This window comes from Cellulosimicrobium sp. AB352, from assembly GCF_049538415.1.
GTDB lineage: Bacteria > Actinomycetota > Actinomycetes > Actinomycetales > Cellulomonadaceae > Cellulosimicrobium > Cellulosimicrobium funkei.
Genome location: NZ_JBMVFX010000003.1, coordinates 14,057 through 28,166, shown reverse-complemented (window position 1 = coordinate 28,166; position 14,110 = coordinate 14,057). Strand labels below are relative to the sequence as shown.

15 protein-coding genes and 1 tRNA gene are annotated in these 14,110 nt (G+C 73.6%); 7 read left to right on the top strand and 9 right to left on the bottom strand.

Features of this window, described 5'->3' with window-relative positions:
- Window positions 1–260 precede the first annotated feature (260 nt).
- A complete protein-coding gene (mqo, locus tag ACPCUX_RS03100) occupies window positions 261–1,781 on the top strand; it encodes a malate dehydrogenase (quinone) (protein ID WP_144722588.1) in 1,521 nt (506 codons plus the stop codon).
- A 122-nt stretch (window positions 1,782–1,903) separates the two neighbouring features.
- Here mqo and ACPCUX_RS03095 read toward each other — a convergent pair whose 3' ends face one another.
- Window positions 1,904–2,326, bottom strand: a complete 423-nt coding sequence (locus ACPCUX_RS03095) for a hypothetical protein (RefSeq protein ID WP_061266773.1) — start codon at window positions 2,324–2,326, stop codon at window positions 1,904–1,906.
- Window positions 2,327–2,416: 90 nt separating this feature from the next.
- Here ACPCUX_RS03095 and ACPCUX_RS03090 point away from each other — a divergent pair, with 90 nt between their 5' ends.
- Window positions 2,417–3,370 (top strand): helix-turn-helix domain-containing protein, encoded by a 954-nt coding sequence (locus ACPCUX_RS03090; protein ID WP_076405607.1) that lies wholly within the window; start codon window positions 2,417–2,419, stop codon window positions 3,368–3,370.
- A gap of 153 nt (window positions 3,371–3,523) precedes the next feature.
- Window positions 3,524–4,633, top strand: a complete 1,110-nt coding sequence (locus tag ACPCUX_RS03085) for a fatty acid desaturase family protein (RefSeq protein WP_034651111.1) — start codon at window positions 3,524–3,526, stop codon at window positions 4,631–4,633.
- A gap of 69 nt (window positions 4,634–4,702) precedes the next feature.
- On the opposite strand, the gene ACPCUX_RS03080 is transcribed toward ACPCUX_RS03085, so the two are convergent.
- Window positions 4,703–5,530: a siderophore-interacting protein gene (locus ACPCUX_RS03080; RefSeq protein ID WP_423388142.1), complete on the bottom strand. Its 828-nt coding sequence runs from the start codon at window positions 5,528–5,530 to the stop codon at window positions 4,703–4,705.
- A 171-nt stretch (window positions 5,531–5,701) separates the two neighbouring features.
- On the opposite strand from ACPCUX_RS03080, the gene ACPCUX_RS03075 reads away from it, so the two are divergent.
- A complete protein-coding gene (locus tag ACPCUX_RS03075) occupies window positions 5,702–5,920 on the top strand; it encodes an SCO4848 family membrane protein (protein ID WP_034651114.1) in 219 nt (72 codons plus the stop codon).
- Between the two features lie 56 nt (window positions 5,921–5,976).
- On the opposite strand, the gene ACPCUX_RS03070 is transcribed toward ACPCUX_RS03075, so the two are convergent.
- Window positions 5,977–7,209 carry an MFS transporter gene (locus ACPCUX_RS03070; protein ID WP_423388141.1) on the bottom strand — a complete coding sequence of 411 codons (1,233 nt, stop codon included), beginning with the start codon at window positions 7,207–7,209 and terminating at the stop codon, window positions 5,977–5,979.
- Window positions 7,206–8,207, bottom strand: coding sequence for a LysR family transcriptional regulator (locus ACPCUX_RS03065; protein ID WP_083711899.1), 1,002 nt, complete (start codon window positions 8,205–8,207; stop codon window positions 7,206–7,208). Before ACPCUX_RS03065 ends, ACPCUX_RS03070 begins: the two co-directional genes overlap by 4 nt.
- Window positions 8,208–8,450: 243 nt before the next feature.
- Between ACPCUX_RS03065 and ACPCUX_RS03060 the strand changes: the two genes are divergently transcribed.
- Together ACPCUX_RS03060 and ACPCUX_RS03055 are read left to right on the top strand one after the other, a co-directional pair.
- Window positions 8,451–9,383 carry an aldo/keto reductase gene (locus ACPCUX_RS03060; RefSeq protein WP_076405611.1) on the top strand — a complete coding sequence of 311 codons (933 nt, stop codon included), beginning with the start codon at window positions 8,451–8,453 and terminating at the stop codon, window positions 9,381–9,383.
- Window positions 9,384–9,474: 91 nt separating this feature from the next.
- Window positions 9,475–9,921 (top strand): hypothetical protein, encoded by a 447-nt coding sequence (locus ACPCUX_RS03055; protein WP_085387669.1) that lies wholly within the window; start codon window positions 9,475–9,477, stop codon window positions 9,919–9,921.
- Window positions 9,922–10,017: 96 nt separating this feature from the next.
- Here ACPCUX_RS03055 and ACPCUX_RS03050 read toward each other — a convergent pair whose 3' ends face one another.
- Window positions 10,018–10,863, bottom strand: coding sequence for an aldo/keto reductase (locus tag ACPCUX_RS03050; protein ID WP_034651123.1), 846 nt, complete (start codon window positions 10,861–10,863; stop codon window positions 10,018–10,020).
- A 171-nt stretch (window positions 10,864–11,034) separates the two neighbouring features.
- Between ACPCUX_RS03050 and ACPCUX_RS03045 the strand changes: the two genes are divergently transcribed.
- Window positions 11,035–12,003, top strand: a complete 969-nt coding sequence (locus ACPCUX_RS03045; RefSeq protein WP_051028408.1) for an SH3 domain-containing protein — start codon at window positions 11,035–11,037, stop codon at window positions 12,001–12,003.
- A gap of 63 nt (window positions 12,004–12,066) precedes the next feature.
- Here the strand turns inward: ACPCUX_RS03045 and ACPCUX_RS03040 are convergent, their stop codons facing one another.
- The 4 genes from ACPCUX_RS03040 to rsfS all read right to left on the bottom strand — a co-directional run bounded on the left by ACPCUX_RS03040 (window position 12,067) and on the right by rsfS (window position 14,091).
- Window positions 12,067–12,636, bottom strand: a complete 570-nt coding sequence (locus tag ACPCUX_RS03040) for a dihydrofolate reductase family protein (protein WP_354805458.1) — start codon at window positions 12,634–12,636, stop codon at window positions 12,067–12,069.
- Window positions 12,637–12,826: 190 nt separating this feature from the next.
- Window positions 12,827–12,899 (bottom strand) — tRNA-Ala (locus tag ACPCUX_RS03035).
- Window positions 12,900–12,967: 68 nt separating this feature from the next.
- Window positions 12,968–13,648, bottom strand: coding sequence for a histidine phosphatase family protein (locus ACPCUX_RS03030; protein ID WP_194217070.1), 681 nt, complete (start codon window positions 13,646–13,648; stop codon window positions 12,968–12,970).
- Entirely contained in the window at window positions 13,645–14,091 is a 447-nt protein-coding gene (rsfS, locus tag ACPCUX_RS03025) for a ribosome silencing factor (RefSeq protein WP_021482244.1), read from the bottom strand. The genes ACPCUX_RS03030 and rsfS overlap by 4 nt, the downstream gene beginning before the upstream one ends.
- Window positions 14,092–14,110: the final 19 nt, after the last annotated feature.

Here is a 14,110-nt window from a genome sequence, read left to right as displayed (position 1 = left end):
CCAGGTAGAGGCGTGGTCGGCTCGTGCACGCGGACCACGGCTCCACCTCGCGAGACCACGGCTCTACCTCGCGGGAGGACGGCTCGGGACCCGTGCTCTCCCTCGCGAGATCGCGGTGCGACCCGGGCGAACGCGGACGGATCGCGCGGTACGCGACGTCCGACCTGCCCGGCTCAGGACCGAGGTCCCGCGAAAGTGTGACGCACGCCCGTGACGCACCGCACAGTTAGTGCACTCTTTCACAAGCGTAGGATCGACATGTGTCGAGTCGAGCGAGCAACCCCGCAAGCAGCGCAGACCAGATCGACGTAGCCCTCATCGGCGGTGGCATCATGAGCGCCACGCTCGGGGCACTCCTGAAGGTCTTGGAGCCCACCTGGACGGTGCGCATCTACGAGCGCCTGGACGCCGTGGCGCAGGAGTCGTCGAACCCGTGGAACAACGCCGGGACGGGTCACGCCGCCCTGTGCGAGCTGAACTACACGCCGGAGAAGCCGGACGGCTCGATCGACATCACCAAGGCGGTGAAGATCAACGAGCAGTTCGAGGTGTCGCGCGAGTTCTGGCACCACCTGCTCACGACGGGCGCGCTGCCGCAGCCCGCGAGCTTCATCTCCCGCACCCCCCACATGACGTTCGTGCGCGGCGCGGAGAACGTCGACTACCTGCGTCGCCGCTTCGAGACGCTGCGCCGCCACCCGCTGTTCAGCGAGCTCGAGTTCACGGACGACCCGGCGGTCATCGCCGAGTGGGCTCCGCTCCTGGTCGCCGAGCGCGACGGCGACGAGCCGGTCGCGGCGACGCGCGCGACGAGCGGGACGGACGTCGACTTCGGCGCCCTCACCGAGCAGCTCGTCGACTACCTCGTCTCGGAGGGCACGCAGCTCTACCTCGAGCACGAGGTGAAGAACCTCAGGAAGACGAAGGACGGCCGCTGGCGCCTGACGGTCAAGGACCGCTCGTGGAACGCCCCGAAGCGCCGCTCGACCGTCGAGGCCCGGTTCGTGTTCGTCGGCGCCGGCGGCGGCGCGCTGCCGCTGCTCCAGGCGGCCGGCATCCCGGAGGCGAAGGGCTACGGCGGCTTCCCGATCAGCGGCGAGTTCCTCCGCACGGACGACCCGGAGCTCGTCGCCCAGCACCAGGCGAAGGTCTACGGCAAGGCCGACGTCGGCTCGCCGCCCATGTCGGTCCCGCACCTGGACACGCGCGTCGTCGACGGCAAGACGTACCTGATGTTCGGCCCCTACGCCGGGTTCAGCCCCAAGTACCTCAAGAAGGGCAAGTACCTCGGGCTGTTCACCTCGCTGCGCCTGCACAACCTCGGCTCGATGGTGGGCGCGGGCCTGAAGAACCTCGACCTCACCCAGTACCTGGTGGGCCAGCTCCTCGCGAGCCCGGAGACCAAGTTCACCGCGCTCCAGGGCTTCATGCCCACCGCGCACCCCAAGCACTGGGAGACCATCACCGCGGGCCAGCGCGTCCAGGTGATCAAGAAGGACAAGGACGGCAAGGGCGTCCTCGAGTTCGGCACCGAGGTCATCGCGGCGGCCGACGGCTCGATCGCCGGCCTGCTCGGCGCCTCGCCGGGCGCCTCGACGGCCGTCCCGGCGATGATCGACCTGCTCGAGCGCTGCTTCCCCGCCCGCTTCACCAAGTGGCGCCCGGAGCTCGCGACGATGATCCCGAGCCTCGGCCACGCGCCGTGGGAGGCGCACGAGCTCGAGGGCCTCGACCAGCTCACGGGCGACGCGGACGTCGACGCGGTCGGCTCGCGCGCCTGACCCGAGCGACACCGCTCCCCCGCGAACGGCCCGGACCTCCACGAGGTCCGGGCCGTTCGTGCGTCCGGAGACGCCGCACGCGGTCGAGCGGCGCGTGGCCGGGCAGTTCCGCACGCGAGGGCTCAGCGCGCGAGCGGCGTGCCCCGGGTCCCCGGCCGCCGCGGCGCGGCGGGCACGTTCGCCCCGGGGCGCCCGCCCGGCACGGCAGGAGCGGCGCGCACGCCGTCGCGCACGGCCGGGTTCGGCACGACGCGCCGCAGCACGAGCTCGGCCGCGACCTCGTGCGGGTCGACGACGGCGGCCGGCTCGGCCGGTCGCGACGCCGCGGCGCGCAGGTCGGCGTCCAGCCGCTGCGCGTCGCGGTCCCAGCGCTCGCCGTGCACCGACCGGTCCCCGCGCGCGTCCCACGCGGCGCCGTCGGGCCACGCGCCGTCGGACCCGGCGGGGAACCACGGACGGGCCGGGTCCTCGCGGCGGACCGCGAGGGCCGCGACCGTCGGGCCGACGACGAGGAGAAGAGCCACCACACCCCAGAAGATGTCCATGGCTCCACCCTCGCGGCGCACGACCCGCGCCACGAGTGGCAGCACTGACACCTCTCGACAAGATCCTGCCAGCGGCGTAGCGTGCCGAGCATGGTGCGATCCGTCGCGGCCGTCGTGTGCGACGGCCTGGCCCCGTTCGAGTTCGGCGTCGTGTGCGAGGTCTTCGGCCTAGACCGCAGCGACGACGGCGTCCCGTCGTTCGACTTCCGCGTGTGCGGCCCGGTCGCGGGCCGTGCCGTCCGCACGTCGGTGGGCGCGCACGTCGTGCCCGACCACGACCTCTCCGCGACGGACGACGCGGACCTGGTCGTCGTGCCGGCGATCCGCATCGGGACCGACTACCCGCCCGCGGTGCTCGACGCCGTCCGCCGCGCGTCCGACCGCGGCGCCCTGCTGCTCAGCGTGTGCTCGGGCGTGTTCGTGCTCGCGGCCGCGGGCGTCATCGAGGGACGGCGGGTGACGACGCACTGGATGCACGCCGACGAGCTGCGCCGTCGTTACCCGAGCCTCGACATCGACCCCGACGTGCTCTTCGTCGACGACGGCAACCTCATCACGAGCGCCGGAACGGCGGCGGGCATCGACGCGTGCCTGCACCTCGTGCGCCGCGAGCTCGGGGCTCGGGTGGCGAACACCATCGCCCGGCGCATGGTCGTGCCGCCCCAGCGCGACGGCGGGCAGCGCCAGTTCATCGAGCGCCCGGTGCCCGAGTGCGAGGAGGACTCGTTCGGGGAGCTGCTGGAGTGGATGACCGACCACCTCGACGAGCCGCTCACCGTGCGCGACCTCGCCCGCCGGGCCCACACCTCCGAGCGCACCTTCGCGCGCGCGTTCGTCGCGCAGACCGGCACGACCCCGCTCGCGTGGCTGACGTCGCAACGCGTCGCGCACGCGCAGTCGTTGCTCGAGGAGTCCTCGCTGGACCTGGAGGAGGTCGCGCGCCGCAGCGGTTTCGGGTCGGCCGCGCTCCTGCGCCACCACTTCCGGCGGGCGGTCGGGATCACGCCGACGGAGTACCGCCAGACCTTCCGGTTCGCCGCCTGACCCCTCCGGAGGAGGTGTCGCTCCTTCGCGACTCCTTCACCCGGCCCCCTCGCGCGCGCAACCTACGGTCCCGTAGGGTGGGGTCATCTGCACGACGAGCACCTGCTCACCTCCGCGGCTGGGAAGTCGACACCGACACCCCTGCGAGGACACATGACCTCTGCCGCAGTGCGCCCGGGCTTCCGGGCCACCCGCCCTCGGACCGACGAGCCCGGTGCCGTCACCAGCACCTACAGCGCACTGTCGCGCACGGTGCGCGACGCGGGCCTGCTCCACCGCACGCACGCCTACTACCTGTGGACCCTCGGGGTCCTCACGCTCGCGCTCGGCGGCGCTGTCGCCGGGTTCGTCCTCCTGGGCGACTCGTGGTTCCAGCTCCTCGTCGCCGGGGCGCTCGGCCTGATCCTCACCCAGTTCGCGTTCGTCGCGCACGAGGCGTCGCACCGCCAGGTCTTCGCGTCCGGCCCGGCGAACGACCGCCTCGGGAAGGTGCTGGCCAACGGCGTCGTCGGCATCAGCCACTCGTGGTGGATGAACAAGCACACGCGCCACCACGCGAACCCGAACCGCCGCGGCAAGGACCCGGACATCGCGCCCGACGTCGTCGTGTTCCTCGAGGAGGACGCGGAGGTCGCGAAGGGCTTCCGGGCGGTCATCAACCGCTACCAGGGCTGGCTGTTCTTCCCGCTCCTCACGCTCGAGGGCGTGAACCTGCACGTGCAGGCGTTCCGCTCGCTCCTCGCCGGCGGCCGCGCGCGCGGCGACGTCCGCACGCGCGTCATCGAGATCGTCACCATCACGCTGCGCCTGTCGCTCTACGTCGGGGCGGTCGTCTGGTTCCTGCCGCTCGGCCTCGCAGCCGCCTTCCTGGGCGTCCAGCTCGCCGTCTTCGGCGTCTACATGGGGGCGTCGTTCGCCCCCAACCACAAGGGCATGGCGATCATCCCCGCCGACAGCAAGATCGACTTCCTGTCCAAGCAGGTCCTCACCTCGCGGAACATCCGCGGCGGGTGGTGGATGAACATCCTCATGGGCGGGCTCAACTTCCAGATCGAGCACCACCTGTTCCCGAGCATGCCGCGCCCGCACCTCGCGCGGGCCCGCGAGATCGTGCGCGAGCACTGCGCGCACCTCGGCCTGCCGTACACGGAGACGAGCCTCGTGCAGTCCTACGCGATCGTCGTCCGGTACCTCAACCGCGTCGGGCTCTCGGCGCGCGACCCGTTCGACTGCCCGATGTTCCGCCAGCTCCGCCGGGTCTGACCGACCCTCCCCTGCTGCACGACGACCCGCCGCACGACGCCCCGCGCCCGACGACGCGCGCGGGGCGCGTCAGGCGGACGCCGCGTGCCCGTGGCGCCAGTACCCGACGAAGTCGACGTGCGCCTTCGGCACGCCCCGGTCGTTGACCAGGTGGCGGCGCACGCCCGTGGCGAGCGCCGACTCCCCGACCGCGTACGCGTAGCCGGGACCGGCGGGCAGGTCGGCCGACCGTACGGCGTCGAGCGCGAGGCGACCCGGCAGCAGGTCGTGGTCGCCGCCGCGCGCGGGCCGTGCGCCGTCGCGCGCCAGCCAGCGTAGCTCGACGCCCGCGGGCACGCGGAACTCCTGCGCGTCCGCCGCCTCGGGGACCTCGACCACCGCGAGGCCGCGCGCGTCGTCGGGCAGGGACTCGCAGATCCCCGCGACCGCGGGCAGCCCGGTCTCGTCGGCGACGAGGAGCGTCCAGTCGTGCGGGACGCGCGGGTGGTAGCCGATCCCCTGGTCGAGCAGGCCCACGCGGTCCCCCGGCTCGGCGGACAGCGCGAACGAGGACGCGGGCCCCGCGTCGCCGTGCACGACGAAGTCCACGTCCAGCTCGCGCAGGCCCGGGCGCACGGCGCGCACGGTGTAGTTCCGCACCCACGGGCGGCGCGCCTTCGGCGTGGCGAGGTACTGGACGTACCAGAGGCCCGACGCGCGGGTCGGCAGCCGCAGCGCGTCCTGGTCCTCGCGCGGGAGGAAGAGCCGGAACCACTGGTCGAACCCCAGCGGGGTGAAGAGGTCCAGCTCGTCTCCCCCGAGCGTGACCCGCACGACGTTCGGACTGACCCGCTCGCGCCCGACGACGCTCAGCGTGACGACGTGCGCGTCCTGGGGCTTGACGGTCTTGACGGACACCGGCGGCTCCTCTGCGACGCCCGGCTCCCCGGGCGGAACGGCGGCCCCGCGAGCGCGTCGACCACGAGAGAGGTTAGCCTCACCTCACGCCTGCGTCGATGTGCTGGATCCCACACGCTGCCCGCGGCCGCCCCGGCCGAGGCACCCGACGCCTCCTGGCATGCTCGGGACGTGGAGATCCCCGTCGTCTGGTCCGTGGTCCTGCTCGTCACGGCCGCCTGGAACCTGCTCATCTGGCCGCGCTTCCTCCAGCGCATCGCCAAGGACCCCCGCTCGCGCGACGCCGACGGCCGCGCGACGCGCTTCCTCACCGTGCACGTCGTGCTCATCGCCGTCTCGCTCGTGCTCGCCATCGCCGTCGGGGTGCTGGGCGTCCTCACGCTCGTCTGAGCCGGGCCGTCGCGCGGCCCGGCCCGGGGCCCCACCGCGCCCGAGGGCGGCCCGGACTAGCGACGTCGGACGAGGTTCGCGAGCGGCGAGTGGCGCGGTACCCACCGTGCGAGCGCGGCCGCGGAGCCGGCGCCGAGCGCCGCCGTCGCCCAGACGCCCGCGGCGAGCGACCCCAGCGCCGCACCGGCCGACAGCACGAGCGGGCCGAGGGCGTCACCGGTGTCCTGGAACAGGCGCCACACGCTGAGGAAGGTCGGGCGCACGTCCGCGGGCGCGACGTCGGCGCCGAGCGTCATGACGATGCCCGAGCCCATGCCGTTCCCGACCCCGAGCACGGCCGCGACGACCGCGAGCGCGGGGGCGGTGTGCGCGAGCGGCAGCACCGCGAGACCGACGGCCATCGTGAGCATGGACGGCACGGCGACCCACAGGCGCCCGAACCGGTCCATGACCTTGCCCGCCGGGTAGAAGAGCAGCATGTCGAGCGCACCGGAGACGCCGAAGATCAGCGACGTCACCTCGGCGTCGAGCCCCAGGTGCTCGCCCCACAGGGGGATGACGGTCTGCCGGGCCCCACGGACCGCGCTCACCAGGAGGATCGCCACGCCGAGCGTCGCGAACAGGTGGCGGTGGTCGCGCGCCACGCGGGCGATGCCGACCCGCGGCACGGCCCGCGCGCCGCGCAGTCGAGCACGCCCGGCCTCCGCGGGGTCCGGCCGCACGACGGCGAGCACCACCACCGCGGTGAGGGCGGCGCCCGTCCCGAGCCAGTAGGCGCCGCGCACGTCGGTCGCGGCGATGACCGCCGCGCCCGCGAACGGGCCGAGGAACAGCCCGATCCGGTGCACGCCCGCGAGCGTCGACAGGACGCGGGCCCGGCGCAGCGGGGGCGTGATCTCGGTGAGGTACGCCTGGCGGGCGAGGTTGAAGACCGCGGTCGACGCACCGAGCGCGAGGACCCCCGCCGCGAGGCCCCACAGGCTGGGGGTGAGCGCGATCGTCGCGAAGGCGAACGCCGCGACGCCCCCGGAGAGCAGCATGGCCGCACGGTCGCCGAGGCGCTGGGCGAGCGCCCCGGCGGGAAGGTCGAAGAGGATCTTGCCGATCGGCACGAGCGCGGCCACGAGCCCGGCGACCGTGAGGCTCGCGCCCCGTCCCGTGGCCGTGACGGCGACGACCGGCAGCATGGCCCCCACGCCGATCTCGAGGACGAGCGTGGGCAGGAACGCGCCGAGGACGACGCTGCGCAGCGGGAAGAGCGGTGCGTCGGTGCCCGCGGGGGCGGTCACCGGGCCTCCGCCACGGCCTCGACGGCAGGGCTCGGCACCTCGACGGCAGGGCTCGGCGCTTCGACGCCCGCGCGCAGCGCGGCCGCGTCGGGCCGGGAGACGTCGACGCCGCGGCACGCGGGGGCGTCCGCGAGGAGCTCCAGGAGCTGCGGCGCGGCCGAGGCGCCGCGGTCCCAGCGCCCCGTGACGACGGAGACGACCCAGCTCGGCGCACCGCCCTCCGGCAGCGCGAGCGTGACGAGGCGCTCGGCCTCCGGCTTGCCCGCGACGTGGCGCGGCACGAGCGCGATGCCGAGCCCCCGGTCGACGAGCTCGAGGAGCGTGTGCACGTCATTGACCGAGCACCGCACGCGCCGGTGGACGCCGTGCGCGGCGCACGTCGCGTCGTTGACCGGCCGCGCGCCCCACGAGGGGTCGAAGTCGACGAACTCCTGGCCCGAGAGGTCGGACCACTCGACCCGGCCCCTCCCGGCGAGCGGGTGCTCGGGCGCGCACACGAGCACGAGCGGCTCGCTGCCCAGGACCGTCTGGGACAGCGGCCCCAGGTGCTCGGTGGTCGCGACGAACGCGACGTCGAGGTCGCCCTCGCGGACGCGCGCGAGGAGGTCGTGCGAGCCCGCCTGCGCGAAGTGGATCTCCACCTGCGGGTAGCGGCGGTGGAAGCGCTCGAGCAGGGCGGTCACGTCGAGGACGCCGAGGCACTGCTCCGAGCCGACGCGCAGCGAGCCGGACAGCGCGCGCGTGGCCCGGACGACCGCGTCGCGGGCGGCGGCAGCCTGCGCGAGCATGGAGCGTGCGTACGGGAGCAGCGCGAGACCGGCCTCGGTGGGCTCGACGCGCCGCGTCGTGCGCGTGAACAGGCTCGCGCCGAGCTCCTCCTCCAGGCTGCGGACCGCGGCGGAGAGCCCCGACTGCGAGACTCCGACGAGCTGGGCGGCGCGGGTGAACTGGCGTTCGTCCGCGAGCGCGACGAGGTACTCCATCTGACGAAGATCCATTGACCACTCACAGTTCTCTATTTGACAAACACTAGTTGTTGGACTTCTAGGTTATCGCTTCCTAGGCTCGAGCCGTCGCGGCCGACCGGCCTCGCTCGGGTCGTCCGGCACCCCGCCCGCGGGCGGACGACGCCCTTCCTACCCCCGACCCGTGGGAACGACCCCTCTGCAGCGGCGCACTCTCGGATCCCGGACACCGAGGTCGTGCACCCGACCCGCCCACCCCACGAAGGAGCTCCACCGATGAAGACCTTCACCCTGACCGGCACCGACATCGTCGTCCCGAACGTCGTGCTCGGCCTCATGCGCATCCAGGACAAGACCGACGACGAGGTCCGCACCCTCGTGCGCACCGCACGGGACGCCGGCATCACGTTCCTCGACCACGCCGACGTGTACGGCTCCGAGCTCCACGGCTGCGAGCGTCGCTTCGCCGAGGCGCTCGACCTCTCCCCCGCCGAGCGTGCGGAGTGGGTCATCCAGTCCAAGGCCGGCATCGTGCCCGAGGGCCCGTACTTCGACTTCTCGTACGAGCACCTCGTCGCGTCCGTCGAGGGCTCGCTCGAGGCCCTGCGCACCGACTACCTCGACATCCTGCTGCTGCACCGCCCCGACGCCCTCGTCGAGCCCGAGGAGGTCGCGCGCGCGTTCTCCGACCTGCACGCCGCGGGCAAGGTGCGGGCGTTCGGGGTCTCGAACCACACACCGGGCCAGATCGAGCTGCTGCGCCGTTACGTCGAGCAGCCGATCGTCGCGAACCAGCTCCAGCTCTCCGTCACGCACGCCCCGCTCGTCGCGCAGGGCGTCGCGGCGAACATGCAGGCCCTCGACCAGTCCGTCAGCCGTGACAGCGGGACCCTCGACTACTGCCGCCTGCACGACATCGCCGTCCAGGCGTGGTCCCCGTTCCAGGCGGGGTTCTTCACGGGCGTGTTCCTGGGATCCGAGAAGTACCCCGAGCTCAACGCCGTGATCGACCGCCTCGCCGCCCGGTACGACGTGCCGCCCATCGCGATCGCGACCGCGTGGATCACGCGCCACCCGGCGCGGATGCAGGTCGTGCTCGGCACGACGAGCCCCGACCGGGTCGCCGGCGCCGCGCTCGGTTCGGAGGTCCCGCTCACCCGTGCCGAGTGGTACGAGATGTTCCGCGCCGCGGGGTACACCGTCCCCTGATCCACGGGCGTCCAGGGCCCGGCACGAGCGCGTGCGGAAGGTCACGCGCTCGTCGTCCGAGGGGTCCCGCGGGGCGGTCTAGGCTCGTGCCGTGGCAACCTTCTCGGCAGTGACCCGGCAGCACATCCTCCAGGCCCTCGCGGACTGGGACGACCGGGGCCGGGACGCGTTCCTCGGGGTCTACGGGTTCACCGCGTCCCCCGGCACCCCGCTCGTCCACGAGGACCGCGTCTACGACGCGCAGGCGATCCTCGGCGTCGCGCACCGGTACGCGACCGGCCGCGTCGCGACCGCCGAGGAGTTCCGCAGCAGCCCCGTCGGCGTCGCGGACCTGCTGCGCAAGCGCGGGTTCGACGTGCCCGGTGCCGCCCCCGCGGCGCCCGCACCCGCACGTCGGGCCACGGCGAAGGCCGCGCCCGCGACGCGCACACCGCGCCGCACGACGGCCCGCTCCGCGGAGCCGGAGAAGCCGCCGGCCGTGTGCCCCACGTGCTTCACGGTCCTGCCCGCCACGGGCATCTGCGACGAGTGCGGCTGAGCCGACCTCCCACCTGCGCACGACGAGGGGCGCCGTCCGACCGGACGGCGCCCCTCGTCGTGCGTGCTGCCTCGCGGGAGGCCGCGGGCGACCGGGTCAGTTGACCTCGGACGGGTGGGCGCTCACGCGACCCGAGCCGTCACCCGTGTCGAGGGCGTCGATCGCGGCGACCTCGTCGGCGGTGAGCTCGAACCCGAAGAGGTCGAAGTTCTCCACCATGCGCTCCTTGCGGGACGACTTCGGGAAGACGATGAAGCCGCGCTGCAGGTGCCAGCGCAGCACCGCCTGGGCGGGCGTCACGCCGTGGGCGGCCGCGGCGTCGACGACGGCCTGCTTCTCGAAGAGCGGGTACTTGCCCTGGCCGAGCGGACCCCAGGCCTCGATCTTCGTGCCGTTCGCGTCGGCCCAGGCGAGCACGTCGCGCTGCTGGTAGGCCGGGTGCAGCTCGATCTGGTCGACGGCGGGCACGACGCCCGTGTCGGCGACGATCCGGTCGAGGTGCTCGGGCAGGTGGTTGGAGACGCCGATCGAGCGCGCGAGGCCCGCGTCGCGGATCTCGACGAGCTTCGCCCACGCGTTCGTGTACTGGTCCTGCTCGGGCGCGGGCCAGTGCGTGAGGTACAGGTCGACGTGGTCGAGGCCGAGCTTGTCGAGGCTCTCGCGGATCGCGTCGTGCGGCTGCTCGCCCGACTGGCGGTCGTTCCAGAGCTTCGTGGTGACGAAGAGCTCGTCGCGGGGAATCCCGCTCTTCGCGATGGCGGCGCCGACGCCCTCCTCGTTGCGGTAGATCGCCGCCGTGTCGATGTGGCGGTAGCCGACCTCGAGGGCCTCGCTGACGGCCTTCTCGGCCTCGTCCGGCGGCACGAGGAAGACGCCGAAGCCGAGCTGCGGGATGGTGTGACCGGAGTTGAGCGTCACGGTCGGTACAGAGGGAACGGTCATGCTTCCAGCGTAGGAACCCGCCCCTCGCCCGTCCAACGACTGCGGCGCATACGACTCAGCGCTGCCGCTCATGAGTCGAACGCGCGCGCTGCGCGGGATGTCCGACTGGACTTCTCAGATCACGGTTTGGTTACATTGGCGCGTCCTACCCACGAAGAACCGGAGCGCACCATGTCCCGAGGCCGCCACAGCGCAGCCCCCGCCACCGCGCGCTCCTTCCGGCTCCCGGCCCTGCCGACGCTGCCGGTCCGGTCGCTCAAGCTCCCCGCGCTGGCGCTCGTCACGCTGCTCGGCGCGGGTGCCGTGGGTGCGGGCCCCCAGCCCGCCGAGGGCAACCCCGACCTCGCTCCGCTGAGCGTCGAGCCCACCGCCGGCGCGAGCGTGGAACGCGGCACGGGAGCCGCCAGCCGCTCGTCCGAGCGCGTCGCGCCGCCCACGGCGCCCCAGGAGCCCCCGGTCGTCGAGACCGCGGCGGAGATCGCCGTCGTGCCGGCCGCCCAGGCCGCCCCGACGCCCCCGCCCCTGCCGCCCGTGACCGGCCAGCTCTGGACCACCGAGGCCGTCAACGTGCGCTCCGCGCCGTCCCCGGACGCCGAGCGCGTCGCGACCACCGAGTTCGGCGCCGCCGTCGACGTCACGGGCGTCACCGAGGGCGACTGGAGCCAGATCGTCTGGGACGGCGCGGCCGCGTGGATCAAGTCGAGCTTCCTCGCGCAGTCGCAGCCCGAGGCGCCCCAGGTCGCCGCCGCCGCGGCCGGGGGGTCGAGCGCCGGCGGCGTCTCGGACGCCGCGTGCTCCGTGAGCACCGGGATCGAGTCGTCGCTGCGCGCCAACGCGCGCGCCGTCTACCGCTCCGTGTGCGCGAACTTCCCCCAGGTCACCACGTTCGGCGGCATCCGCCCCGGCGACGACGGCGACCACGGCACGGGCCGCGCCGTCGACATCATGATCAGCGGCGAGACCGGCTGGGACATCGCGCGCTACCTGCAGGCCAACGCGGGCTCGCTCGGCATCACCTACCTCATCTACCAGCAGAAGATCTGGATGGCCGGCGACCCGGCGAGCGCGTGGTCCGGCATGGAGGACCGCGGCGGCGCGACCGCCAACCACTTCGACCACGTGCACGTCAGCACGTCGTAGTCCCCGCTCCTCCCGCACGAGCGCCCGGCCGGCACCTGCCGCGCCGGGCGTCGTCGTCCCGGCTCACGGCACGCCCGTCGCGGGCCGGTACCGCACCGCGACGGCGCCCGAGCGCAGCTCCTGCCGGTCCACCAGCTCGAGCGTGATGCGCTCGCGCAACCCCGACAGCAGCGTCGGCCCGTGCCCTGCCAGGACCGGCTGCACGAGGAACGCGTACTCGTCGATCAGCCCGAGGTCCGCGAGCGCGAGCGGCAGCGTCACGCCACCGACGAACAGCGACCCGCCCGGCTGCTCCTTGAGCCGCCGCACCGCGTCACCCAGGTCGCCCTCGACGAGCTCGGCGTTCCAGTCGACCTCGCGCAGCGTGCTCGACACCACGTGCTTCCTCGCCCCGTCGATCGCCTCCGCGAACGGGACGTCCCGCTCCCCCATCCAGTCCGGCCACGCGCCCGACGCCGGACGGCGCCACGCCGCCTCCATCATCTGGTAGGTGACCCGCCCGAACAGCAGCGCGTCCGCGCGCTCCGTCTCCTCGGTCCAGAACCGCATCGACTCCTCGTCGGGCGGCAGTCCCGCCTCGTGGTGGCAGCAGCCGTCGAGCGTGACGTTGATCGCGTAGCGCAGTGGCCTCATCGCGTGCCCTCCCCCGGGTACCCGCGCGACGGGCGGAGCGCCGTCGCACCGCACCAGCGTGGCAGGCGCGGCAGGCCGCGCCAAGACCCGCGGCCTCCACCGGCGAGCACCGGGCGGCGCAGGACGCAGAAAAGCCGGACGGGAGCCCGCCCATCTCTCGATGGTGCGTGCTCCCGTCCGGCTCTACGGGTGGAGCTGAGGGGACTCGAACCCCTGACCCCCTGCATGCCATGCAGGTGCGCTACCAGCTGCGCCACAGCCCCGTGGATCCGTGAAGATCCAGGTCATGCACTCCTCCGGCCGGTTTCCCGTCCTGCGGAGCGTCGCTAGTCTACGCAGAAACCGGCTCCAGATTCCAATCCGGTCCCGCGTTCCACTCGTCGAGCGGGAACCCGGCCCCGACGTTGTGCGCCACGAGGCGCCACGCGGGCGTCGCGGCGGGCGCCGAGCGGTGCAGGTGGGACCAGTGGACGTTGTGCAGCCCGGAGATCCCGCGCCAGCCCTCCGGGTCCAGGCCGAGCAGCGCGGTGACCGCGAGCGTGATCGCGGCGCCGTGCGAGACGACGACGAGCGTGTCGTCCCGCTCCAGGGACTCCACGTGCTCGGTCACGGACGCGACGAGGCGCGCCGCGACGTCGGCCTTGGACTCCGCACCCGCGCGCACGGGCTCCTCGCCCTGGCGCCACGCCGCGTACTCCTCGGGCCAGCGCTCGGCAATCTCCGGGCCTGTGAGGCCCTCCCACTCCCCGAAGCCGCGCTCGCGCAGCCGGGGGTCGTACGTGACGTCCGCGCCGATCGCCGCCGCGTACGCGCGCGCGGTGTCGGCGGCGCGCACGAGGTCGGACGCGACGACGCGCGTCGCGCGGTGCGCGCTCGCGAGGGCCTTCGCGCCCTGCTCCGCCTGCCACCGCCCGACGGCGTCGAGCGGGATGTCGACCTGCCCCTGCAGGCGCATCGTCGCGTTGTACGCGGTGCGACCGTGGCGCAGGAGGACGAGCGTGCCGGCGGTCACGCCAGGGGCTCCCCCGAGAGGCGGATGGCGCCGTCGCCGCGCGTGGTGTCGTCGGTGTCGTCGGCCGTGCCGTCACCGCCGCGCGCGTCCTCCGGCAGCTCGACGACCGGGCAGTCCTTCCACAGCCGCTCCAGCGCGTAGTACACGCGGTCCTCGGCGTGCTGCACGTGCACGACGACGTCCCCGAAGTCGAGCAGAACCCAGCGGGCCTCCTGCTTGCCCTCGCGGCGGATCGGCTTGGACCCGGCCTTGTGCATGGCCTCCTCGACGGCGTCGACGATCGCCGAGACCTGGCGCTCGCTCGACCCCGAGGCGATGAGGAACACGTCGGTGAGGACGAGCTGCTCGCTCACGTCGAGCGCGATGATCTCCTCGGCCTTGCGGTCGGACGCCGCCCGGGCGGCGATGACGGCGAGCTCGAGGGCTCGGTCGGTGGCGGTCACGTGTCTCCGTTCGTGGTGC